Source organism: Gluconacetobacter liquefaciens (assembly GCF_003350405.1).
Taxonomy (GTDB): domain Bacteria; phylum Pseudomonadota; class Alphaproteobacteria; order Acetobacterales; family Acetobacteraceae; genus Gluconacetobacter; species Gluconacetobacter liquefaciens.
Map to the genome: position 1 here is coordinate 256,395 of NZ_QQAW01000005.1, position 22,178 is coordinate 278,572.

22 protein-coding genes and 1 tRNA gene are annotated in these 22,178 nt (G+C 63.1%); 11 read left to right on the plus strand and 12 right to left on the minus strand.

All coding sequences use genetic code 11. The annotated features are described in order from the left end of the window. Positions 1-22 precede the first annotated feature (22 nt). The 3 genes from C7453_RS10960 (at position 23) to C7453_RS19390 (ending at position 1,311) form a co-directional block, all read left to right on the plus strand. A complete protein-coding gene (locus C7453_RS10960) occupies positions 23-298 on the plus strand; it encodes a DUF2312 domain-containing protein (RefSeq protein ID WP_114727655.1) in 276 nt (91 codons plus the stop codon). A 295-nt stretch (positions 299-593) separates the two neighbouring features. Then, a complete protein-coding gene (locus tag C7453_RS19385) occupies positions 594-1,055 on the plus strand; it encodes a hypothetical protein (protein WP_245948977.1) in 462 nt (153 codons plus the stop codon). 13 nt (positions 1,056-1,068) lie between these two features. Beyond that, positions 1,069-1,311 (plus strand): hypothetical protein, encoded by a 243-nt coding sequence (locus C7453_RS19390; protein WP_245948978.1) that lies wholly within the window; start codon positions 1,069-1,071, stop codon positions 1,309-1,311. A 13-nt stretch (positions 1,312-1,324) separates the two neighbouring features. On the opposite strand, the gene proB is transcribed toward C7453_RS19390, so the two are convergent. The 4 genes from proB to rplU form a co-directional block, all read right to left on the minus strand. Then, a complete protein-coding gene (proB, locus tag C7453_RS10975) occupies positions 1,325-2,455 on the minus strand; it encodes a glutamate 5-kinase (RefSeq protein WP_114727656.1) in 1,131 nt (376 codons plus the stop codon). Beyond that, on the minus strand, positions 2,452-3,504 hold the full coding sequence (gene obgE / locus C7453_RS10980) for a GTPase ObgE (protein ID WP_114727574.1): 1,053 nt from the start codon (positions 3,502-3,504) through the stop codon (positions 2,452-2,454). The genes proB and obgE overlap by 4 nt, the downstream gene beginning before the upstream one ends. A gap of 120 nt (positions 3,505-3,624) precedes the next feature. Continuing rightward, on the minus strand, positions 3,625-3,894 hold the full coding sequence (rpmA, locus tag C7453_RS10985; RefSeq protein WP_114727575.1) for a 50S ribosomal protein L27: 270 nt from the start codon (positions 3,892-3,894) through the stop codon (positions 3,625-3,627). Between the two features lie 69 nt (positions 3,895-3,963). Continuing rightward, on the minus strand, positions 3,964-4,278 hold the full coding sequence (gene rplU, locus C7453_RS10990; RefSeq protein WP_114727576.1) for a 50S ribosomal protein L21: 315 nt from the start codon (positions 4,276-4,278) through the stop codon (positions 3,964-3,966). A 280-nt stretch (positions 4,279-4,558) separates the two neighbouring features. On the opposite strand from rplU, the gene C7453_RS10995 reads away from it, so the two are divergent. Next, positions 4,559-4,648, plus strand: a tRNA-Ser gene (locus C7453_RS10995). Between the two features lie 402 nt (positions 4,649-5,050). Here the strand turns inward: C7453_RS10995 and C7453_RS11000 are convergent. Together C7453_RS11000 and C7453_RS19645 are read right to left on the minus strand one after the other, a co-directional pair. Continuing rightward, positions 5,051-5,560: a hypothetical protein gene (locus C7453_RS11000; RefSeq protein WP_114727577.1), complete on the minus strand. Its 510-nt coding sequence runs from the start codon at positions 5,558-5,560 to the stop codon at positions 5,051-5,053. 619 nt (positions 5,561-6,179) lie between these two features. Further along, a complete protein-coding gene (locus C7453_RS19645) occupies positions 6,180-6,308 on the minus strand; it encodes a hypothetical protein (RefSeq protein WP_255318195.1) in 129 nt (42 codons plus the stop codon). Between the two features lie 282 nt (positions 6,309-6,590). Between C7453_RS19645 and C7453_RS11005 the strand changes: the two genes are divergently transcribed. From C7453_RS11005 to C7453_RS18965, 4 genes are all read left to right on the plus strand, one after another. Continuing rightward, complete coding sequence (locus C7453_RS11005) at positions 6,591-7,100, plus strand: hypothetical protein (RefSeq protein ID WP_114727578.1); 510 nt, start codon at positions 6,591-6,593, stop codon at positions 7,098-7,100. Between the two features lie 584 nt (positions 7,101-7,684). After that, positions 7,685-10,096: a TonB-dependent receptor gene (locus tag C7453_RS11010; RefSeq protein ID WP_371858492.1), complete on the plus strand. Its 2,412-nt coding sequence runs from the start codon at positions 7,685-7,687 to the stop codon at positions 10,094-10,096. 447 nt (positions 10,097-10,543) lie between these two features. Beyond that, positions 10,544-11,515, plus strand: a complete 972-nt coding sequence (locus C7453_RS11015) for a VOC family protein (protein WP_245948979.1) — start codon at positions 10,544-10,546, stop codon at positions 11,513-11,515. 108 nt (positions 11,516-11,623) lie between these two features. Continuing rightward, on the plus strand, positions 11,624-11,944 hold the full coding sequence (locus C7453_RS18965) for a hypothetical protein (protein ID WP_170143199.1): 321 nt from the start codon (positions 11,624-11,626) through the stop codon (positions 11,942-11,944). Positions 11,945-12,106: 162 nt separating this feature from the next. On the opposite strand, the gene C7453_RS11025 is transcribed toward C7453_RS18965, so the two are convergent. From C7453_RS11025 to C7453_RS11040, 4 genes are all read right to left on the minus strand, one after another. Continuing rightward, positions 12,107-12,928, minus strand: a complete 822-nt coding sequence (locus C7453_RS11025) for a DUF429 domain-containing protein (protein WP_114727581.1) — start codon at positions 12,926-12,928, stop codon at positions 12,107-12,109. Positions 12,929-13,100: 172 nt separating this feature from the next. Beyond that, positions 13,101-13,736 (minus strand): YkgJ family cysteine cluster protein, encoded by a 636-nt coding sequence (locus C7453_RS11030; RefSeq protein ID WP_245948980.1) that lies wholly within the window; start codon positions 13,734-13,736, stop codon positions 13,101-13,103. Positions 13,737-14,347: 611 nt separating this feature from the next. After that, positions 14,348-15,985, minus strand: coding sequence for an acetolactate synthase large subunit (locus tag C7453_RS11035; RefSeq protein WP_114727657.1), 1,638 nt, complete (start codon positions 15,983-15,985; stop codon positions 14,348-14,350). 279 nt (positions 15,986-16,264) lie between these two features. Next, complete coding sequence (locus tag C7453_RS11040) at positions 16,265-16,714, minus strand: lipocalin-like domain-containing protein (RefSeq protein ID WP_245948981.1); 450 nt, start codon at positions 16,712-16,714, stop codon at positions 16,265-16,267. A 216-nt stretch (positions 16,715-16,930) separates the two neighbouring features. Here C7453_RS11040 and C7453_RS11045 point away from each other — a divergent pair, with 216 nt between their 5' ends. From C7453_RS11045 to C7453_RS11055, 3 genes are all read left to right on the plus strand, one after another. Continuing rightward, a complete protein-coding gene (locus tag C7453_RS11045; protein WP_114727583.1) occupies positions 16,931-17,854 on the plus strand; it encodes a LysR substrate-binding domain-containing protein in 924 nt (307 codons plus the stop codon). A 43-nt stretch (positions 17,855-17,897) separates the two neighbouring features. Next, positions 17,898-18,998, plus strand: coding sequence for an NADH:flavin oxidoreductase/NADH oxidase (locus C7453_RS11050; protein WP_114727584.1), 1,101 nt, complete (start codon positions 17,898-17,900; stop codon positions 18,996-18,998). Positions 18,999-19,345: 347 nt separating this feature from the next. Next, positions 19,346-19,891 (plus strand): Dps family protein, encoded by a 546-nt coding sequence (locus C7453_RS11055; protein ID WP_114727658.1) that lies wholly within the window; start codon positions 19,346-19,348, stop codon positions 19,889-19,891. A 118-nt stretch (positions 19,892-20,009) separates the two neighbouring features. On the opposite strand, the gene C7453_RS11060 is transcribed toward C7453_RS11055, so the two are convergent. Both C7453_RS11060 and C7453_RS11065 read right to left on the minus strand, forming a co-directional pair. Further along, entirely contained in the window at positions 20,010-21,095 is a 1,086-nt protein-coding gene (locus C7453_RS11060; RefSeq protein ID WP_114727585.1) for an MFS transporter, read from the minus strand. Position 21,096: 1 nt separating this feature from the next. Further along, positions 21,097-22,176 carry an ROK family transcriptional regulator gene (locus C7453_RS11065; RefSeq protein ID WP_170222033.1) on the minus strand — a complete coding sequence of 360 codons (1,080 nt, stop codon included), beginning with the start codon at positions 22,174-22,176 and terminating at the stop codon, positions 21,097-21,099. Between the last annotated feature and the right edge of the window lie 2 nt (positions 22,177-22,178).

Here is a 22,178-nt window from a genome sequence, read left to right on the forward strand (position 1 = left end):
CATGCTGGAGGCAGGCCGTTCCATGGACGCGGAAAATTTCGGTGATGACGACAAGGCGGCGGCGGTCGGCGGGATTGCGGCGGATCGGCTGCGCAGCATTATCGAGCGCGTCGAGCGCCTGGAAGAAGAGCGCAAGGCGCTGGCCGGCGATATCAAGGACATCTTCACCGAGGCGAAATCCGCCGGTTTCGATGTGAAGGTCATTCGCCAGATCATCCGTCTGCGCAAGCAGGAGCCGGCCGAGGTGGAAGAGCAGGAGACGCTGCTCGATATCTACCGCCGCGCCCTCGGTATGTAAAAAATCTGCCTTGAAAGCCGCCCTGCTGGCGATCCGACGCGTATTTTCTGCGCTTCGGTGCTCACGGCCATTGAGGCCGCTCCGCTCCGATGCTCGAAAATACACGCCGGGCGCGCCGCCATGCGGCGCTCTCGCTCAGCAGGCCAGCTTTCAAGGCAGATTTTGAGCTCCAGAAAGGTAGGGTCCTGGGCCTGGTTATTCGTGGGGTTGTAGGCGTTCACGCGATCCTTGCGCTGGTGGTGGCTGATCTGGTCACATGGGCGGTGGGGTTCGTACTTTCCGTGGTCGTGCGCAGATGCCGTTTCCGTTTTCCGACTGGATGCCCTGGTGGTTGCAGCTTGCGCTGCTGATTCTGGGGATGCTGTTCATTTTCCTCTGGATGCTGGTGCCGTTCGCGGTATTCGGCGTGAAGGGGCGGCTGGATGCCCTGGCGTTGCAGATCGAGGATCTGCAGGCCGAATTGCGGGTGCTGGCCGTTCGGCCCGAGGAGCGGGCGCCGGTTTCGCCGGCGGCCCCACGCCCCGCGCTCACTGCGGCACCGGTGGTCGAGCCCGTGGCGCCGCCGCCGCCGCCGGTACGCGCGCCGGGGCCTGTGGTGGCCAGCGACGCCTATGCGGCGCGGCCTGAGCGCCCGGTCTCGCCCCCCCCGTCCGACCCGTTTCGACCCGCCGCCTGCCGCCTCGGCCAGCGTGCGCGCCGCGCCGCCGGTCGAGCCGCCGGCTTATGCTCCGCGTTCGGGCGCGCCGGTTTCACATGATACTGCGCGGCCCATGCCCTGGCATGACCGGCCGGCCGCCGCGCCGCGCGACCCGGCTTACGTGGCGCCTGAAGCGGCGCGGCCGCCCGTCATGCCGCCGCCGGTTGCGCCCGTCGCGCCCGAAGCCGTGGACGAGGTGCCCGTGCGGCCGGTCTATCGCATGCCCGCCGGGCGTGAGGTGCGGGCGTCGCGTGAGGACGATTGGAGCGATCGGCCGCGATCCGAACCCTCTCTGCGCTGGCCGCCGCGTACCTGAGCCGGGTTACGGCTCAGGCTGTGAAGACGAGGTCGTCGCGATGGATCATTTCGTCGCGTCCGCGCCAGCCTAGCAGGGTTTCGATGTCGTCCGAGCGGTGGCCGGCGATCTGGCGGGCGTCGGTGGCGCCGTAGGCTGACAGGCCGCGTGCGATCTCGTTGCCGTCCATGTCGGTGACCAGTACGAGATCGCCGCGTTCGAACGTGCCTTCGACCATGCGTACGCCGGCCGGGAGAAGGGATGAGCCTGCCGCCAGCGCCCGCCGCGCGCCATCGTCGATCGCTATCTGTCCGGCGGGGGCCAGGCCGCCGGCGATCCAGCGCTTGCGGGCCGACCGCCCCTCGGGGAGCGGCAGGAACCACGAACAGCGTGCTCCGTCGCGCAGGCGCGCCAGCGGGTGCGGGTCCTTGCCCAGCGTGATGGCCATGGCGCAGCCTGCCTGGGTGGCGATGCGGGCCGCCATCAGTTTGGTACGCATGCCGCCGGAGGAATAGCCCGGTGGCGGGGCACCGCCCATGGCCTCGATATCGGCCGTCAGCGCGGTGATGACGGGCAGGTGGCGGGCGGTCGGGTCGATCCGAGGGTCGGCGGTGTAGAGGCCGTCGATGTCCGACAACAGCACGAGCTGGTCGGCGCCCGTCATTTCCGCGACTCGTGCGGCCAGGCGGTCATTGTCGCCGAAGCGGATCTCGGTGGTGGCGATGGCGTCGTTTTCGTTGATCACGGGCACGCAGCCCAGCCCCAGCAGGGTGTCGAGCGTGGCGCGGGCGTTCAGGTAACGGCGGCGGTCTTCGGTGTCGCCCGGCGTCAGCAGCAATTGCGCCGCGACCAGCCCGTGGGCCGACAGGGCATCGGTCCACGCCTGGGCGAGGCGGATCTGCCCGACCGAGGCGGCGGCCTGCTTCTCCTCCAGCCGCAGGGTGCGGCGGGTCATGCCTAGGCTATGCCGGGCCAGCGCGATGGCGCCGGAGGAGACGAGGATGATTTCGGCGCCGGTGCGCCGCAGAGCGGCGACATCGGCTGCCACGCTGTCCAGCCAGTCGGTGCGCGGCGTGGCGTTCTGCGAATCCACCACCAGCGCGCTGCCGATCTTGACGACCAGGCGGCGGGCTGTGCCCAGGCTGGGCAGTTCGGCGAAGGTCACGGCGTGGGCTCGGGCCACTGGGTGGCGGCCGGCGGAGCCTCGTCGCGTTCGGCTTCGCGGATCGCGGTGACTTCGTCCTGCAACAGCCGCAGCACGTCGTCCAGCCCCTGGCGGGTGACGCCGGAGAGGGTGACGACCTTTGCTCCGCTGGCCTTTTCCAGCGCGCGGCGGCGGCTGGAAATCTGCTGCGGGGTCATGGCGTCGATCTTGTTGAGGGCGATGATCTCCGGCTTGGCGGCCAGGCCGGGATCGTAGGCTTCCAACTCGTGGCGGATGGTGCGCCATGCCTTGACCACGTCGCCGGCCGCGCCGTCGATCAGGTGCAGCAGGACCGCGCAGCGTTCGACATGGCCGAGGAAACGGTCGCCCAGGCCCGCGCCCTCGTGCGCGCCGGCGATCAGGCCGGGGATGTCGGCAATGACGAATTCCTCGGACACCGACAGGCGCACGACGCCGAGTTGCGGATGCAGCGTGGTGAAGGGGTAGTCCGCGATCTTGGGCCGGGCGGCCGAGACGACGGAGAGGAAGGTGGATTTGCCGGCGTTGGGCAGGCCGAGCAGCCCGACATCGGCGATCAGCTTGAGCCGCAGCCAGATCCAGCGTTCCTCGCCCGGCCAGCCCTTGTCGGCGCGGCGGGGGGCGCGGTTGGTGCTGGTTTTATAATGCGCGTTGCCGTGGCCGCCATCGCCGCCATGGCACAGCACGATGCGCTTACCGGGTTCGTCGAGGTCGGCCAGCATCGTCTCGCGGTCTTCGTCGAAGATCTGGGTGCCGATCGGCACCTGGATCACGACAGGTGCGGCGGCCGCGCCCGTGCGGTCGGAGCCGGCGCCGTTGCCGCCCTTGCGGGCGCGGAAATGCTGGGTGTAGCGGAAATCGATCAGCGTGTTCAGGTTGCTGGCCGCGACGAACACGATGTCGCCGCCGCGCCCGCCCTTGCCGCCGTCCGGACCGCCGAATTCGATGTATTTCTCGCGCCGGAAGGCCACGACGCCGTCGCCGCCGTCACCGGACTTTACGTAGATCTTGGCTTGGTCGAGGAATTTCATCGTACTGGTCCGGTGGCAGCTTGTGGTCGCAGCGGGAGTATATCCCACCATGACGCAAAAAGGGCCGGTCCCGAGGACCGGCCCTTTGCGGGTCGAAAACGGTCCCGAGAAGCGGGGTGCTTACTCGGCCGCGATCGGCAGCGCCTCGACCGACACGTGCACGCGGCCTTCGGCGCGGCGCTCGAACTTCACGTGGCCATCGACCAGCGCGAAGATGGTGTGGTCGCGGCCGAGGCCGACATTGGTGCCCGGCTTCATCTTGGTGCCGCGCTGACGGAGGATGATGTTGCCGGCGATGACGCTCTCGCCGCCGAACTTCTTGACGCCGAGACGACGTCCGGCGCTATCGCGCCCGTTGCGGGATGAACCGCCTGCCTTTTTTTGTGCCATTGCCTGAACTCCTGACTCTGAACTGACCTGATAAGCCTGCCGGCGGCGCTGTTAGGCCGCCTGGCGGGTTCAGGCGGCGTTGATCTCGGCGATGCGCAGCACGGTGACGGGCTGGCGATGGCCGTTCTTGCGGCGGCTGTTCTGCCGGCGGCGCTTCTTGAAGATGATGACCGTGTCCAGACGGTCCTGCGCGATGACCGTGGCGGTCACGGTGGCGCCGGGGACCAGCGGGGCGCCGATCGTCGTGCCGCTCTCGCCGCCGACGGCGAGGACGTCGGTGAAGGTGATGGTGGAGCCGGCTTCGGCCTCCAGCTTCTCGACCTTCAGGACGGTGTTGGGGGAAACGCGATACTGCTTTCCACCGGTGCGAATGACTGCAAACATGTTCTAACCTGTCTTTCCGATCTCTTGGCGCGTGCGGCCCCGTGGTGGGACAGGCGACGCGACCCAGTCGCTTTTTTTTATTGGCCGTGCGGGCACGGCTACCCCTCGTCAGCGCGGGGGCGAGGTGCGGCTTTTACTGCCGGCTGCCGCGCGCCGTCAACCGCCGATTGATGGGCTGGCGGGGGGAGGGGCGAATATTATGTCGGAAAAACGCATCAAGGTCTCTTGCACGCCCTGCGGCACCACCCTATAAGCCCGATCCATCGCCGCTAGCGAAGACGGAGAGGTGCCGGAGCGGTCGATCGGGGCGGTCTCGAAAACCGTTGTGCGTGCAAGCGTACCGTGGGTTCGAATCCCACCCTCTCCGCCATGATCTCAACGAGTTGGATGATGGTTCTGGTGTCGTCCCAGATGTTGTCATCGGCTTTTGCGACAATCGCCAGGATGATCCTTGAACCCGGCGCATGATGTTGCGCATGGGCAGGATTGCTCCTCGCCGGCCGCGGCGCAGGAGCGTCGGCGGCGGGCGATGCCTCCGAAGCTGGCATTGCCAGGCGGGCAAGGGCGCGGCAGGGTCGCAACTCCGACGCAGGGATGCGGTGATCGGTCGAACGTTTGAAGCAGCCTCTGCGACCTCTGGCGAGACGGCCAGGGTCGAGACGGCGCACGTCAGCAAGTCGATGGTGGTAAGGCCGTGGACAGGTCGCATGAAAGGCGGGCGAAACGGCAAGTTTGACCGGGCGTCTTGTCTGGCGAACGAAAGCTTTCGGAGTCAAAGTTCCTGCCGCATGCGTTCGCGCAATTCATTGCATCTTTTGGCGTAACGCGAGGCTTTCGAGGCGGTGAAGAGATTGACGCACAATGCGCCCGCCAAGGAAATAAAAGAGAGGCTCGTCAGACTCTCGCCGAATGTGGAAAGCGTGTCGTCATAATGCGTGGCTGAATACCACAAGAGAGCAAGGCTCAATACGGCACCGAAGAAGCCGAATACCCCGGTCGAGCGCAGGAGAGAGTCTTCAGTGCTCTCAAACGCGGCTGTTTCCCGCCATAAATCGAATAACTGCCGATCTATGGCTCCGACGGCTTCGGTGTGCTTGCTCTCTTCTTCCGGTGTGCGCTTGTGGGGGTTCTTTCTGTGGATCTCCAGTTCTTCCCTCGCCTTGGCGAAGACGCGCCGTCGCTCCTTGATCGCGGGCAGGCTGATGTCTACGAAGCTGAATATAGCCACATTGAGGCCCGCGGATAATTGCGCGATCGCCTGAAAATCTCCCCAAGTCGTCATCTGGGTTGAGTCCTCTTTCCCTGTATCGGTACTGGACAGAGTTAATGAACGATGCCCGCGACAGGTAGTAAGAGGAACGCGCATCTGCCCTTATAAGGATCAATTACCTACGCGCCGGTCCGAAAGGGAGCAGTTGCCAATGTGTATTTCCAGATTAGCTCTGACCGTCGAGGCCAGCCGCCATTCATGATGGTTCGACAACGCCGGAAAGATGAAGATCCGAGCTGGTGATTTGGAAATAGGATGAATTTTTCTGGCGATTTGGCGATCGCGCACGCAGGGGGGTGATTGGACCGAACAGTGAGAACGGGAAGGCAGGATTGTGAGCCGGAACGGAGGCTATCCTGACCCCGTTTGCATCGCCCGGCGCGACGCTGGCAGATCGACGTTGGCAAACCCATGAGGCAACCGCACGATCGATCCAGCCGACAAGGCGGGCTCGCAGCAGGGAGTGTGGCCCAGAGCAGGCGCATCTGGCGCGGGCGAGGAGCGACAACCGCATATGCCTGTCAGCACGGCAGCCCGCCGATGGGGGCATGGAGCCATTTTTCAATGGCCGCTATGCACGCCAGGATCTGCCCCGACCTTAGTGGCCGGGGCGGTTCCAGGGGAGGTGGTTTTATTGCGTCTTGATGTGTTCGATCACGTCGAGCCAGAAGCCCTGTTCCTTGAGGTCCAGCATTTCCAGCGCCACGCCATAGCGCTTCTCGGCTTCCGGCAGAGCCTGGGCCCCGAGTTCCTTTACCATCTGTTCGGCTTTCTCTTTTGGATGCAACGCCATTGAGTTCGTCCTTCAGATTTGAAATTGGCCATCAGATCGTGCGATCCGAGGACCGGGAGCGAGTTAAGCCTTAAATTCGGGCGGAGCCAATATGGTCGGTATCCGGGTGCCCGGCGGCGTCGGAATGTGCCCACGAATCGCGACCGATCATTAAGGGCAGGTGTGCGTTCCCCTGACTACCTTTGGGGGGGATTTTTCATTATGAATTCCGCTTCATAAGGTAAAGTGGGTAAAAAGGGCGCAACCTGAATGACGACTTGGGGAGATTTTCAGGCGATCACGCAATTATCTGCGGGTCTCAACGTGGCTATATTGAGTTTTGTGGATATCAGCCTGCCCGCGATCAAGGAACGGCGGCGCGTCTTTGCCAAGGCGAGAGACGAACTGGAGATCCACAGGAAGAATCCCCATAAGCGGACGGCGGTTGAAAAGAGCGATCACGCCGAAGCCGTTGGGGCCGTGGATCGACAATTATTCGATTTGTGGCGGGAGACCGCCGCGTTTGAGAGTGTTGAAGATTCTCTCATGCGCTCGACCGGGGTGTTCGGCTTTTTTGGCGCTATATTGAGCCTTGGTCTGCTGTGGTATTCGGCTATTCACTATAACGATACGCTTTCCCTGTCTGGCGAAATGCTGACGAGCCTTTCCTTTATTTCTTTGGCGGGGGCGTTGGGTGTCAATCTCTTCACCGCCTCGAAAGCCTCGCATTACGCTAAAAAGTGCAACGAGTTACGTGAGCACATGAGGCAGAAACTCTGACATCGTGTCTCCGGGCTTGCTCCTCTTCAGGCTCTGAGAGCCTGACCGTCTCCATGCTGTGTGGTGGCGGTCCGACGCGCGGGAAAACGCCGCCACGTTGCTGACAGGGTGCCTCTGACGCCGCCTCCATAAGGCATGGCGATGGACCGTTAGACCGATTCTTCGACCGCGATTTGAGGTTGAACGGACGGCCTGGCGTCGTTTGCGTGCCGGAGGGGATGCAGGGGAGTGATCTCCCTGTGGCGTGGATGAGGCGCCGGCTGTGATGCTCCTGCCCTCGCGCGACGCGCCTGACAACGGACCGGCGCCATGAGCGGCGTGCGCGGGCGGATGTTGTCGTCAACCATGATCTGCAAGTGGACGTGCTGGCGAGCCCCTGAATGTTGCGGCGTTGATTCTGTGTAGGCGGAATCTTTTGCAGAAGATGGCTTGGTTTATGACAGTTCAATGAAGAAGAACCCGTTTCGTTGAGGGTTCCCTGTATGGGCGGTGTCTCTCTGGCGACCGATCCGGATCGATAGATCGACGCTGGTCGTTCTGCGGATGTCGGAGCGGTGGCGGCAGCATGGTACCAGGGGACTCAAGTGAAGAAATATCTTCTTTTTTCGGCATGTGTCATATGTTGTTACGGCACGGCCGCCGACGCGGCGGGCAAGAATCAGAAGACTGATTCCAATGACGGCACGGCGCATTGGACGCCGGGCGGGAACGGTACATCCGCTGCTGCCGGGAAGGACAGGAAATCTTCCAGATCGGTCGAGAAATCGAAAGCTGAGAAGCTGGATGTTCTGGGATACCGGACCATGGCGGGGGGCGGTATGATGGTGAAGCATACGACGCCGAAGACCGTCAGTACGCTGACCCATGACTATATCGATATGCAGTCGCCGACCTCGACGATCGAGTCCCTTATCCAGACGGTGCCTGGTGTCGTCTCCGCCAGTGAAGGCCCGCTGACGACCTCGTTCTCGACGCTTCATATCCGGGGCATGGCCCAGGCGGAAATTGGCGTGACGCTGGAGGGAATGCCGGCCGCGAATCCCTTTACCTACAGCACATATACCCCGTCGCTGGTCGATAGCGAGAATATCAGCCATATCAATGTGATGCAGGGATCGGTGGATATCAATTCGCCTACCTACAATGCGACTGGCGCCGAGATTTCCGCTTCGATCCGCCGGCCCTCCGACAAGCAGAATTTCTATGTTGCCGCGTCGGGTGGCTCTTATGGGACCAACAAGGATTTCATTCGCTACGATACCGGCGAGATCGGGCATACGGGCGTTCGTGGTTTCATTTCCGGGTCCTACGCGCGTTCTGACATGTGGCGCGGGACGGGTGATATCAGGAAATGGCATGTTGACGCGGCACTGACGAAGAGCTGGACGGCCAACAGCAATTCCGAAATCATTTTCGGCTTTACGCAGGCCGCGCAGAATGAATGGCTGTATCCATCACTCGCGAACTGGAAAACCTATGGGATGAACTATGGTCTGGATGACCATTATTCGCCCGGAGATACGCATTACCAGGACCTGAACGGCAAGAATACCGGATCGTATTACGGCGCGCTGAAGAACCATTTCAGTTTCGGTCATGGGCTGAGCCTCGACGCGGAAGCCTACTCGGTCGAGTTTCATGGACCGTACTATTATGGGGAGACGATCCCGGTCAAGAATGGCTATGTCGGTGCGGTTCCCTATAAATATCTCGATAATTACAAGAATCTTCCGGGATATGATCCGACCAGCAGTAAGCTGACGGGAGCGGAGATTTCGGACTGGTACACCCTGTCGTCAGGCGTGAACCTGGTCGGACACTGGCAGCATAAATTCAATACGCTGAGCGTGTCGTACTGGTATTCCTACGCCCAGGAAGCGGCGAGCGAGCGGTTCTATCCTGTCAGCAGCACCGGGCAATGGAGTTCCAAGGTGCCGCTGACGGCGAACGGCGGGGTTCCTCTGAACGAAGATAACGAAAATGCCTTGCAGCAATTGAACAGCTTTGCCGTTGACGACAAGATGTCGTTTTTCAACCATCGTCTGACGATCGATGGCGGCATCAGGATGGCGATGGCGAACCGGCAATATACCCAGGATCTGCCAGGGGTTGTCGGGAACAATTACAAGTCGATCAAGAATGTCTTCGTGCCGTCACCTCAGGTCCTGATCAATTATCAGTTCAATCCGCATCATCAGATCTATATCAACGGCACGACCGGCTATCATCTCCCGGCGGGATTGAGCTCCCAGCTTGCGACGTATAGCCGTTCTACCGGCAAGCCCGCGTCCATACCGATGTCGGATTACAAGCCGGAATATATGATCACCGAGGAAATCGGGTATCGCTATAGTGGCGCCGTGATGGCCAATGTGGCTGGATTCCATTACAACGTCACCAACCATCAGATTTCCGCCCTGAGCTATCAGCCCGGATCGACCTCCACGATTTCGCAGTTGATCAATGCCGGTGGGCTGGAGGCCTATGGCATTCAGGCGGAAGTGGCCACGCATCCCTGGCACCATGTGAGCGTCTATGCCTCCGGCCAGTATATGCATACCCGCAATGGCAACAATATTGCCTATGCCGGCGACTATCTGGCGACCAAGGGCAAGCAGGAAGTCGGGGCGCCGAAATTCTCGGGCTCGCTGGGCCTGACCTATAACGATGGGACCTGGTTCGGGAACTTCAATCTGCAATATACGGATTCCCAGTACTCGACCCTGATGAACGACCAGAGCATTCCCCATTACATCACCGCCAACCTTGGCTTTGGGCGGCGTCTGCCGAAGATCGGGAATATCTCGCCCAAGCTGAAGATCAATCTGGTCAATATCGGGGACGCGCATTACCTGTCGTCGATGTATGGTTATACGACCAACGCGACGACGCAGACGGGCCTCGTCACCGGGAAGAAGCTCAGCGGTTCTCAGCCGACCTATGTTATCGGCTCTCCGTTTGTCGTCATGGCGACGCTTTCGGCGACCTTCCCGTAAGGGCGGGCGGAGACAGCGAAGGGGTTTTCCTGGCCTGCGGGCTGCCGGGCGGTGTGTCTGTCCGGCAACGGTCTGATGGGACAGAATGGGGCAGGTTCGGTTGAGCATGCCTGGAAATGCGCGCTGGCTCGCTGCCGGCGCGCATTTTCTTTTTGGCGCGCATGGAGCGCACGGCTGCCATGCTGTCGCCTCTTCGTGTCTGGATGATTGCTGCCTGATCATTCCGGGTGGGTGCCTGCCAGCCGGAAACCGCGCGCCCCGTGACGATGCGTCATCGTCGGAATTTTCGCGCACGAAGACTTTTACCCATGCAGGCGGTGAAACGCGCATAAGGGGTTCGGTGTTACTGCCATCACACGCAGACTGCTTCGTCGTCCGGTGCGGGAAATCGTGCCGCTTAGTACGGGGCCGCTGTCTGGCGCCGGTCGGAAGAGAGGAACTCCAGACGTGTCATTACTGAACCCGCGCGCGTTTCGCAGGCATGTATCCGGGCGCCGAGTCGGGGTGCTCGGGGTTACATTGGGGATGGCCCTGGCGAGCCTTGCTCGGCCGGCCGTTGCCGACGATGCCCCGTTCGTTGCGGCGGTGCCCTCTGTGGCGCACATGCCGGGAAAGCTGCTTTACGCCGAACTCGCGACGCCGGACCTGGACGCGGCAAAAGCCTTCTATGGCGCGTTGCTTGGGTGGACGTACCGCGATGCGACCAGCCCACGGGGGCGGGCGGTCGTGGCCCTGGTTCATGATCAGCCAGTCGCCAGTCTGATCGAACGGTCGCATCCCCCACGGCATGGGAGTCCGGCGTGGTTGCCTGTGCTCTCGGTGGTCGATCCGGCCGATGCGGTGGCCAAGACGACATATTGGGGTGGCAGGGTGATCATGCCGCCTGTTGCCGTCGCCGAGAGCGGTCTTGCGCAAGGGGAGGAAACGATTCTGGCTGATCCGCAGGGCGCGCCTTTTGCCGCCTTCCATGCCCGGACGGGGGACGCGCCGGACGACGACGTGCCGCCTGCGCAGGGCGAATGGATCTGGAGCGCCCTGCTGACGCGCGACCCGTTCACGGCTGCCGGATTCTATCAGAAGGTCTTCGGCTATCAGGTGCAGGCCGCGCCGGATGCGACCAAGGACACCGCGTATCTGCTGCTGTCTCAATCCGTCACGCGGGGGACCGTCAACCCGCTGCCGGCGCGCGTGTTGCCCAGCGCACGGGGGCGCTGGGTTACCTTCGTTCAGGTGGATGGTGTTGGCGCCTCGGCCGAAGCGGTCGAGCGGTTGGGTGGAAAGGTGCTGGTCCAGCCGCATCCAGACCGCCGGAACGTGATGATCGCAATCGTGTCGGACCCCGCCGGAACGGTGTTCGGGCTTATGGAATGGCACGGGGCCGACCCGACGCCGGCAGAGCAGACGGAGAACGCGAAATGAAGCGCGGTTTCTTTCGCGTCCGCATCATGATCGGCGCGCTTTCCCTCATCGGGCTCCTTGGCGGTTGTGCCGATTATGGTGGGTATGGCGGTGGATATGGCGGCTATTATGACTACGGCCCCGGCTGGGGTGGTGGCTGGGGCGGCGGCTGGGGCCCCGGATATCGGGTCGGCCCCTATGTCGGCGGTCGCTGGCGTGGTGGACCACATGGTGGTGGCGGTTTTGGCGGACGCGGGGGCGGAGGGCGCGGGGATGGTCGCCCCGGTGGCGGTGGACCCGGCGGCCCCGGCGGCGGCGGACATGGTGGCGGTGGACCCGGTGGTCCCGGCGGTGGCGGACATGGTGGTGGTCCCGGGGGCGGCCATGGGGGCGGTGGCGGTGGTCGCGGCGGCCCCGGCGGTGGTGGGGGGCATCACTGACGCGGCGTGATCGGACGACCGTTTATATCAGTGATCTCCCGGCGGCCCGTTTTCGGGCCGCTAGGACGCGCTGATGTGCGGTGCGGGCGGTCCCCGACCTGATCGTCGCGACGCGGCCACCTTATCCGGTGCCGGTAACCCGGCCTCGATTCCTGTGGCGGGGCTGTGGCTGTCAGATCGGGATGCTGCCGTCTATCTTTACTGAAAGTCTGCGGGCAGATCGCGTCAGATATTCGCGCACTGGCTGACTTGCCGGCAGAACCATGTAGCCCGAACATCGATCGCCAAGGAGCAAGGACGCTTCACGATGGCGTAGCCGCCAATGGAGCGCGATCAGCACACAGAGTGCCGCGTCCAGCTTGTCCTGATCCGGCTTGCGGGGGCTGGCCGTTTCACCCGCGACGCGGCACCATTCCGCCAGTTCCGTGCAGCCCAGAAGCCGGGCCTGTTGCGCGGCGCATGTCGCGACGTGGATCCAGTCGGCCATGCGAAAGGTCTTTGCGCGCGCCGGATTATATCGGGGCGCGTTTAGCCGCCCGTAGAACTCGTCACGTAGTGATGCCAGCGCGAGAGCCGGGAAGACCTCCATCAGATAGAGTCCGCTGGTCGCCTGCCGCGCTTCCTCGGGATGCTCCTTGGCGTTCAATGCCGTCAGGAAACGCCAGATTGGCGAGGCGTTGCAGAACATGCCCGATCGCCCCCGATTGGCCGGCTGCACGCCGCCGCCGAGCCAACTGACGAGGGTGGCGGCGACCCGCTCTACCGGCCGCATGCCGGTGGCATTGGGCACGATCGTCGGTTGATCCAGCGCGACAAGTGTGGTGCCGTGTCGGGAGCGGACGGTCTGGATGAAGGCGAGAGCCTGGTCGAAGGAAACCGGTCGCGGTGGGTGGAAGCATGCTGGATGGCCGTTCTCGATACCGACGGCGCAGATGGCACCGGGTGCCTTCGGGCTGTCGGTCCATGCGGAATCGAAGCCGATATACATGTCCATGCCTGTTTCCCTGGGGCGAGTTTCTCGCGCGAGAGCATAGGGACGGGGTGTAAATATATTGCTCATCGTCAGTCGTGGCGCACGATTGATGGGATGCGCAACGACGTGCGCGGTGGGCCTGGTGGGCAGGGCATTCTGCATTCAGGCGCACCGGACGAATGGGCTTTTTCCGCTATGACTCCGGTTGCAATGGCGGCGGGTCGAAGGGCTGGGCGCCGGTGCGCCAGCGCTCGGGTGCATCGGGCGTGGTGAGAAGCGTCCGGGCTGCGGTGTTGAGAAAGACGGGCTCGTTCCGGAGGCCGATTTCGGCTTCGATGCTTTCCAGGCGTTTTTCCAGGGCAAACAAAAAGATCATGAACTGGTGCGCGGCGTGCGCCTGATCGCCCTGGTAGCCGAGATGCTTTTCGCAGAAATCTCCCTGCCTGCATAAATCGACATTCAGGCTGTAGTAGCCCCTGCATACCATGGGGCGGGCAGCGTAGATCGAGCAACTTTCCTCGAAGAGGAACGGGCAGAACGGGACGCCGGCCTCGGTGCGGTCTTTCAGGGCCTGAAGGCGATCTGGCGGGAAGGTCTGCCGTGCCTCATGGACGGCAAGAAGCGCGAACAGCGGATTGACCTGCACCAGGCTGCGGCAGCACGTATCGCAGCCCTTTGTGCAGGCCAGTGACGCGGTGGGGCTGATCTGCCGGAGTGTCTCCGCGACATCCTCGCAGAGGTCGAGCGTGCGCCGCGCGAGACGAAGGAGATCGGCTTCGTTGGTGGCGGCTGGCAGGTCGCGTCGGAATGCGGCGTCGGCCTGATTCATCTTCTGGCGCATGGCGGCGAGGGGCTAGGCATCGCGGGAGGCGGGCTCGTCAGTATTCATAAAACGGTTTGGTCCGAATTGACTGGAGGCTCTGCTGGGAGCGCCTTTTGAGGTTTGTGGTCGGGCCTGATCGAGAGACGGATTTCTATTGTGTTCAGAGGGGCTTGGAGAGGAAATGGGAGATATGTCGATCAGTTGCCGCGGGTTGGTTTGTGTCTGAATTTCTTTTCGTGGTGTCATGAATGGCGGGGATGGTCAAAGGAAAATGCCTGTCAATAGAGAAGATTTCTGAACGTTGGCTTCCGTCTGTTTTGTCCGGTGGAGAGACGGGTGGGTGTCGATTCCATTTGGCATGTGCGTAGATTTATTTGGATTGAATGAAAAATATTGATGGAATACCGGAGAATTTTTGGTTTTGAGGTGCGGTTTTGTACGCGGTGGACGCGCTGTGCGTCAGGTTCGTACGGTCGGTGAACCGGTCGGGGCGGGATGCGGTGGTGGCGCGCCGATCTGGCGTGCGATCTTGTGCCGGCGGCGGATGGGGCGGCTGGCTTACGCCATGACCGGGCGCCGTTGAGGGATGGATGCGGGCGCCCGGCGGGGAAGAGTGTTCAGGTGACGGGGATGCGCTTGCTCAGTTCGTCGATCAGCACGCGGATATTGTCGGAATAGTCGATCGGGATGGCGATGATCTGCACGCCGCCCTCGACGAAGGCGCGTTCGAGCGTTGCTTCGAAATCTTCGATCTTTTCGACGAAATGACCTTTGGCACCGTAGGATTCGGCATATTTGACGAAATCGGGGTTGCCGAACGTCATGCCGTAATCGGGGAAATGATCGACAGCCTGCTTCCAGCGGATCATGCCGAAGGCGCCATCGTCGATGATCAGGGACACGAGGTTGAGCTTGAGGCGGACGGCGGTTTCGATTTCCTGGCTGTTCATCATGAAGCCGCCGTCGCCCGAGACGGCCAGAACGCGCCGCTCGGGGTAGAGGAGGGCCGCCGCGATGGCCGATGGCAGACCCGCGCCCATGGTCGCCAGCGCGTTGTCGAGCAGGAGCGTGTTCGCGACGGTGGTGCGGTAGTTGCGGGCGAACCAGATCTTGTACATCCCGTTATCCAGCGCGACGATGCCGTCCTGCGGCATGACCTTGCGGATATCGGCGACGACCCGCTGTGGCGTCCAGCGATTGTCGGTGGAGCCCTCCATGATATGCGCCAGGATGCCGTCGCGCAGGCCGAGAAGGGCATCGGCGTTGGTGAGGCGACCCTCGACCTGATCGGCCAGGCGCGACAGCGAGACGCCGATATCGCCGATGACTTCGGCCTGCGGGAAATAGACCTGCTCGACCTGGGCGGGTTCGTAGCCGAAATGCACGACGTCCGGCCCGTTGGCGCCCATGATGAAGGGGGGCTTTTCTGCGGTGTCGTGGCCGATCGACAGGATCAGGTCCGCGCGTTCGATGGCCTCGTGGACGTAATCGCGTTCGCTCAGCGCGGCGGTGCCCATGTAGAGTTCGCTGCATCCGCCCACAGCGCCCTTGCCCATCTGGGTGGTGAAGTAGGGCAGGCGCGTGCGCGAGAAGAATTCGTACAGTTTGCCGGCCAGGCGGGGGCGGGAGGCCGCGGCCCCCAGCATGACCAGCGGGCGTTTGGCGGAGAGCAGCAGATTGGCCGCGATGCGCAGCGCCTCGTCACCGGCGACGGGGGCGTCGACGGGGTGCGGATGGATCGGCGCCAGGTTGCCGCATTCCTCGCGCGCGATGTCTTCGGGCAGTTCGAGATGGACCGGGCCGGGACGTTCTTCCGCCGCCACGCGGAAGGCGTCGCGGATCAGCGTCGGGATCATGTGGGCGGAGACGATCTGGCGCGCCATCTTGGTAAGCGGGCGCATCGTCGCCACGACGTCGACGATCTGGAAGCGGGCCTGGCGTTCTGACAGGATCGGCTTCTGGCCGGTCAGCATCACCATCGGCATCGCGCCCAGATGGGCGTAGGCGGCGCCGGTGGCGAGATTGAGCGCGCCCGGCCCGAGTGTTGCGAGGCACACGCCCGGCTTGCCCGTGAGGCGGCCATGGGTCGCGGCCATGAAGGCCGCCGCCTGTTCGTGGCGCGTGATCGTGAGTTTGATCGAGGACGTGCGCAGAGACTCCACGATATCGAGATTCTCTTCGCCGGGAATGCCGAAAATTCGATCGACGCCCTCGTTTTCCAGGGCGGCGACGAGGAGGTCTGATGCTTTTGTCATATGATCCTCTCCGGACAGATTCTTGAACCTGTCATGCATCGTTGTCCGGAAAGAACAGGGAAGAAAGAGTTCGGGCTCTTCACATCCCGATCAGGCCCGTCACGATGCAAGGATGGTTCCCCGTGGCGAAATCCGTCCGGATGAGTGGTATCCGAACAGATCCGGGGAAAAGGCTCAATCGGCAATTCGTGGCCGTCAGATCTCCGGAATGCGCATGCGCTGCCATTGTCGCGCAGGCAGAGGGATGGAGACGCGCACGTTACCCGTGCGCATTTCCGGTCAGGCGCGTTTGAAGCGGATCAGGCTGCGGGAGGCACCGCGATCGGCCCAGTTGGGCATTTCGCGCCAGGGCGTGACGACGGTGGCATAGGGGCCCTCGACGCTGACGGTCCGCCGTTGTTCCGTGCCGACCCATTCGGGCGCCCAGGCGGTTTCTACACTGGTGATCCATTGATCCTGCTCGATGCGGTAGCGGCCGATATAGGCAACCAGCGTCTTCATGAGCTGCGCGCGGTCCCAGTCCGTCACGGCCGGCTGGCGGTCGCTGCCTTCCAGGTTGAAGGCAACCCATCCGTCGGCGGTGAAAACGACCCGTCCGCGTGGGCATTCGCCCATGGCCTCGATCATCTCGCCGGTCTTCTTGTCCTCGACCTGATAGGAGACGAGCTTCCAGGTGCCGATCAATTGCTGTGCCAGATCGTCGGAATGGGCGTGTTTTAACTGCGTCACTTTTGGAATGACTCCTCTTGAAACAAAGGCCAAGTAAGTGAAGCCTTCTGGCTTCGGGCAGTATTTTTGTTGTTCTTGTTTTGACTGTTACGTTGGATGTTTCGTGTATAAGTATTCATTTATACGAGAGGAATGTAGGATATTTGATCGGTTTTTTCTATTCAAAATGGGACAAAAGATTTATGCTCAGGCGACAAAAATGGGAGCCGTCCAAAAATGATCTACGATGAAGTAGGCGATCTGAGGTTCTTCGTGATGCTGGCCGAGGCGCAGAGCATGACCAAGGCGGCGCGCGGCATGGGGACGTCGCCGGCCGTGGTGTCGCGGCGGCTTGCCCGGCTGGAGGGCAGGCTGGGCAGTTGCCTGGTGAACCGGAGCACGCGGCGCTTCAAGCTGAGCGAGACGGGGCAGATCCTGTATGATCGCGCGCTGCGGATCGTGACCGATATCACCGATCTGGAAGCCGAGATTTCCTCGGCCGAGCGGATGCCGCAGGGCAGCCTGAATATCGGCGCGCCGCTGGAACTGGGGCGGCGCTTGATCGCGCCCTTCGTAGAGGCGTTCAACGAACGGTATCCGGAGCTGAAAATCGGGCTGGCGCTGGTCAGCGAGGGGCGGCACGAATTCGGCGACTGTCTGGACCTGATCGTGCGGCTGGGCATGCCCGACATGCCGACCGCCATCGTGACGCATCTGGCCTCGACGACGCGCATTCTGTGTGCCTCGCCGACCTATCTGGCCCGCGCGGCGGCGCCTGCGACGCTTCAGGATCTGGCGGCGCATGACTGTCTTTGCCTGCGGCGCAGCAAATCCATGACGCTGGTCAACCGTTGGGCGTTCGGCGAGGAGGAGAACAGGGAAGTGGTGACGGTGCAGCCGCGCCTGTCCTCGACGAGTTGCGAGGTGATCCATGACTGGGCGTTGTCGGGGCAGGGGATCGCCTACAAACTGATGTGCGACGTTCATGACGACCTGAAATCGGGCAAGCTGGTGCATGTTCTGCCGGAGCTTTCCGGGGAGAGCATCGATTTCTATGCGTTGCGGCCGCACCGGCAGGGGGGGCGGGCGAATGTGGATGTGTTTCTGCGGGAATTGCGGGCTTATCTGCGGCGGTGCGGCGGGTTTTCCTACCGCGCATGAGTGCCTGACCGAAAAACGTCCCGCATAAATACGGAGGGTTTCCATGACGCGATCGAGATTGTTTCAACCGGTGGGGATCGGCAGGCTGACGCTGGCCAATCGGATCGTCATCGCGCCGATGTGCCAGTATTCGGCGGCCGAGGGCCATATGACGGACTGGCATCTGATCCATCTGGGGACTTTGGCGCTGTCGGGGGCGGGGCTGCTGACGATCGAAGCGACCGCTGTGCTGCCGGAAGGCCGCATTACCTATGGCGATGTCGGGCTGTGGGATGACGGCACGGAAGCGGCGCTGCGCCGCGTGCTGGACGGTGTGCGGGCGTGGTCGGACATGCCGGTGGGCATCCAGCTTGCGCATGCCGGGCGCAAGGCGTCGTGCGAGGTGCCGTGGAAAGGCGGGCGGCAGATCGCGCCTGACGCCGCGAACGGATGGCAGACGGTTGCCCCTTCGGCCGTGGCGTTTACGCAGGAGGCGCATGCGCCGGTGGCCCTGGATCGCGCAGGCATGCGGCAGGTGCGCGAGGCTTTCGCGGCGTCCGCGAAGCGGGCGGCGCGACTGGGGCTGGACCTGGTGCAGGTGCATGCCGCGCATGGCTATCTGCTGCATCAGTTCCTCTCGCCACTGTCCAACCTTCGGGACGATGACTATGGCGGCTCGCTGGAAAACCGGATGCGCTTTCCGCTGGAGGTCTTCGATGCCGTGCGTCAGGCCTTTCCGGACAGGCCGGTTTCGGTCCGCGTTTCGGGCACCGACTGGGTGGAAGGGGGATGGACGATCGACCAGACCGTGGCCTTTGCGCAGCGCCTGAAGGAACGGGGGTGCGATGCCGTTCATGTCTCCAGTGCGGGATTGAGCCCGTTGCAGGAGATTCCCGTGTCGCCCAGCTATCAGGTTCCGCTGGCCCGTGCCGTTCGGCAGCAGGTGGACCTGCCCGTGGTGGCGGTGGGATTGATTACCGATTTCGACCAAGCGGAAGGGATCGTTGCCACCGGCGATGCGGACATGGTGGGGCTGGCGCGGACGATCCTGTACGATCCCCGCTGGCCGTGGCACGCGGCGGCCCATCTGGGGGCACGGGTAAAAGCGCCGGACCAATATCTGCGCTGCCAGCCTTCGCGCTATCGGGATCTGTTCGCGGTCTGACGACCGGGTGGCGGGAGATGAAAAAACGGCACCGCCATCGGAGGATGGCGATGCCGCTTGAGGTTTCACGGCGCGAGGGTTGGGAAATCGACGGTTGGGAAACTGCCGGAACGCCGTGAGTTCCTTCTCAATAATGAGAATGAATATTAATTGCAACACAAAACGGAGCCGCGTGTCCGTTTCCGGAGGGACGGGTTGGGAGGTTATTGATTTATCTCAGGTCCCTGGCAGCCGGGACGCACGCGCATGCCGGATATGATTGTTCCATGACGGCGGGGCGGCGGGGTTGCCGATGCCGGCATCGCTCCCCACATGGCCTGTCGAACGTCATGTTCATGGAGAAGACAATGTCGAACAAGTCCAAGGGTCTGACCGCTGGCGAGGCCCATGTTCACACCTATCTCGGGACACCGACCGACCTGAAGAAAGAGGCGGTCGAGGGCATTTCCGCCGGTCTGCGGTCCGTTCTGGCCGATGTGTTCGCGCTCTACATCAAGACCAAGAATTTCCACTGGCACATGAGCGGTCGCCATTTCCGTGATTTCCATCTGCTGCTGGACGAGCAGAGCGACCAGATCTTCGCCATGACCGATCCGCTGGCCGAGCGCGCGCGCAAGCTGGGGGGCACGACCCTGCATTCGATCGGCGAGATCAGCCGCCTGACCAAGGTTGCCGATAACGACGCGCTTTATGTGACGCCGGAAGACATGCTGGCCGAACTGCGTGAGGATAACCTGGCGCTGACGGGCCGGTTGCGCGCGGTGCATGCGATCTGCGACGAGGGCGGCGACGTGGCGACGGCGAGCCTGCTGGAAAACTGGATCGACGAAACCGAGCGCCGGACCTGGTTCCTGTTTGAATCCACCCGCCCGTCTTTCGGCGGCAATGACTGACAGAGGCTGGCGTGCCTCACGCGCGCTGACTGGCGTCTTGTGCCCCGTCACGGCCGATGGCCGTGGCGGGGTTTATTGTCTGATCGGGGCTATGGAACCCGCTGCGGCGCTGCCTGGATCAGAATGTCAGGAATGTCGCCAGATTGGCGAGCGAGAGCGCGAGCCGGAACAGCAAGGTGGCGGCGCCGGCGGTTTCGGCCTGCCTGTGTGCGGGAGACCACGCCGCCACGGCTGCCCAGAAGCCGACGACATTCATGCCGTGGCCAAGGCCGATGACGAAGGCGAAGGAAAGCGGGATGTCCATGCCCGCAATGGACCCGGCCGAGGCATGTATCGCCATGGCGGACAGCAGGATGGCCGCTGGAATGCCGAGCATGCCGACCACGCGGCCCCGGGTCCATCTGTCGACCAGAACGGTGGCCGCGATTCCGCAGAATTCACCCGCCATGCGAAGGATGTAGGCGTTGCTGGCGCCAGCATCGACGGCGTGGCGAATGATGCCCTGGGTGGCCGCATTGTCCATGATGGCCAGAAGGAACAGGACGAACAGCCCCTTCCAGGGCACAGGCAGAACGGTCGCGGACGCGGACTGCATGGCGGGGGCGGTCATGAGCGCGGGCCCGTGCGGCAGCCAGCAGAACCCGGCCATGCCCGCAAGGGCCGTCGCGGCCAGTCCGACCGCTGTCACCATGAGCGGCCAGCGGAGCGTATCGTCGTGGCTGGCCATGAACTGCATGAGCACGAACGTCACACCGATATTGGCCAGCAATCCGCTGGCCGACCGCCAGCGGGACAGGCTGTGCCGGTCGGTTTCGCTGGTCGACAGGCGGGAGATCAGGCTGTTGGCTTGGGCATCGAGCCACGCATAGACCAGATGCAGAAGAAGGCCCGTCGCCAGCAGAAGACCGATCGGCGCATGCGACAGGGCTTCGAGGAACAGGGCGCAGAACAGGATCGTGAGGCCGAGCGCGCGGACGAACAGGGGAACCGGGGCCTGCCTGCGGTCGTCGAAGCGCCCGAAGCCGTAGCCGGCGAACGCGCCCACCGCGAACCATATGGCGAAAACGATGGCGGCCGCGTGTGCGGACAGGCCGGCTATGGCCGTCAGGAGGGGAAAGGTCAGCACTTCGTCAGCGTGCCAGATCAGGCTTTTGCCGCCATGGGCGGCGGCATAGGCGATCCGGGTACGGCGGCTGACCGCCATGTCAGGGCAGAAACTGACTCAGGGGCAGTGAAGCGGCGCCGAGCGCCACGGGGCCGTTCAGGGACGAGGCATGAATGGCGGGTCTGCTCAGTCCGTTTTCCAGGGATTCAAGCGGCGCATCCTGCAGGACGGCTGCCAGTTTTCGGCGCACATCCAGCGGAAGAGTGCCCCCGATGACGAACTGTGCCGGGTCCATTACCCAGATCAGGGTGTCGAGCAGGCGCGCGAGTTGTCGGCCGGCCCGTTCGACCCATTGATCGACCAGGGTTTCGGGAGGCGCCAGACTGTCGAGAGTGGCGGTCGATCCGTCTCCATGCCCATGTTCCGCCAGGAAAATCGCGAAATCCTCGGCAGAGGGGCGTGAGCGGTTGCGCGGGAAGCACATGCCGAATTCGCCGGCATTGCCGTTATGCCCCTGCCGGACCCGCCCGCCTTCGACCAGGGCGCCGCCGACACCATTGGTGAGGTAGACATAGGCGAAGCCGTCCGCCGACAGGTCTCGGTTGAACAGAGCTTCGGCCAATGCCGCGGCATTCGCGTCATTGTCATGATAGATCGGCAGGTTGCTGATGGCCGCGAATTGTCTGGTGATGTCGAGCGTGCCCCATTGCTCGATGCCCGGTACGGGCAGGCGCCGCCTGCCACCTTCGGTGAAGGCGCCTGGCAGCGCGATCCCCAGCCCCAGGACGCGGGCATATCGTTCCGCCACCGGCCGGTGAGCCGCCAGCATCGAACGGGCATGCGTGACGACGACCTGCGGATCGTCGGAGCGGGTGGGTTCCACACGGTCGAGAATGATCCGGCCGGTGAAGTCGAGAGCCATGAGATGAAGGTGATTGTAGCCGATCGACAGCCCGTAGGTCATCGCGCCTTGCGGATCGAGTTCCAGCAACTGCTCGGGCACGCCCTTGCGCCCATCATTGTGGCGGGCGCCCTCGCGTACCAGGCCCAGAGTGAGCAGGGAACCGGCGACGCGGGTCAGCGTGGAGGGTGTGACTTGGGCCAGGGGAGACAAGCGGGCACGCGAAATGGCACCGTGGCGCCTGACCAGTTCGAGAACGCGGCGTTCCGATGGAATCAAGT

What these genes read in the sequence shown, in the direction of transcription:
- rplU (WP_114727576.1), bottom strand. Translation starts at nt 4,278, where the DNA reads ATGTTTGCAGTCATTCGCACCGGTGGAAAGCAGTATCGCGTTTCCCCC.
- C7453_RS18965 (WP_170143199.1), top strand. Translation starts at nt 11,624, where the DNA reads ATGACTACGGCCCCGGCTGGGGTGGTGGCTGGGGCGGCGGCTGGGGCC.
- rpmA (WP_114727575.1), bottom strand. Translation starts at nt 3,894, where the DNA reads ATGGCACAAAAAAAGGCAGGCGGTTCATCCCGCAACGGGCGCGATAGC.
- C7453_RS11005 (WP_114727578.1), top strand. Translation starts at nt 6,591, where the DNA reads ATGACGACTTGGGGAGATTTTCAGGCGATCACGCAATTATCTGCGGGT.
- C7453_RS11060 (WP_114727585.1), bottom strand. Translation starts at nt 21,095, where the DNA reads ATGGCGGTCAGCCGCCGTACCCGGATCGCCTATGCCGCCGCCCATGGC.
- C7453_RS11035 (WP_114727657.1), bottom strand. Translation starts at nt 15,985, where the DNA reads ATGACAAAAGCATCAGACCTCCTCGTCGCCGCCCTGGAAAACGAGGGC.
- C7453_RS19390 (WP_245948978.1), top strand. Translation starts at nt 1,069, where the DNA reads ATGCCCTGGCATGACCGGCCGGCCGCCGCGCCGCGCGACCCGGCTTAC.
- obgE (WP_114727574.1), bottom strand. Translation starts at nt 3,504, where the DNA reads ATGAAATTCCTCGACCAAGCCAAGATCTACGTAAAGTCCGGTGACGGC.
- C7453_RS11050 (WP_114727584.1), top strand. Translation starts at nt 17,898, where the DNA reads ATGACGCGATCGAGATTGTTTCAACCGGTGGGGATCGGCAGGCTGACG.
- C7453_RS10960 (WP_114727655.1), top strand. Translation starts at nt 23, where the DNA reads ATGGACGCGGAAAATTTCGGTGATGACGACAAGGCGGCGGCGGTCGGC.
- C7453_RS19385 (WP_245948977.1), top strand. Translation starts at nt 594, where the DNA reads ATGCCGTTTCCGTTTTCCGACTGGATGCCCTGGTGGTTGCAGCTTGCG.
- C7453_RS11045 (WP_114727583.1), top strand. Translation starts at nt 16,931, where the DNA reads ATGATCTACGATGAAGTAGGCGATCTGAGGTTCTTCGTGATGCTGGCC.
- C7453_RS11000 (WP_114727577.1), bottom strand. Translation starts at nt 5,560, where the DNA reads ATGACGACTTGGGGAGATTTTCAGGCGATCGCGCAATTATCCGCGGGC.
- C7453_RS11055 (WP_114727658.1), top strand. Translation starts at nt 19,346, where the DNA reads ATGTCGAACAAGTCCAAGGGTCTGACCGCTGGCGAGGCCCATGTTCAC.
- C7453_RS19645 (WP_255318195.1), bottom strand. Translation starts at nt 6,308, where the DNA reads ATGGTAAAGGAACTCGGGGCCCAGGCTCTGCCGGAAGCCGAGAAGCGC.
- C7453_RS11025 (WP_114727581.1), bottom strand. Translation starts at nt 12,928, where the DNA reads ATGGACATGTATATCGGCTTCGATTCCGCATGGACCGACAGCCCGAAG.
- C7453_RS11030 (WP_245948980.1), bottom strand. Translation starts at nt 13,736, where the DNA reads ATGAATCAGGCCGACGCCGCATTCCGACGCGACCTGCCAGCCGCCACC.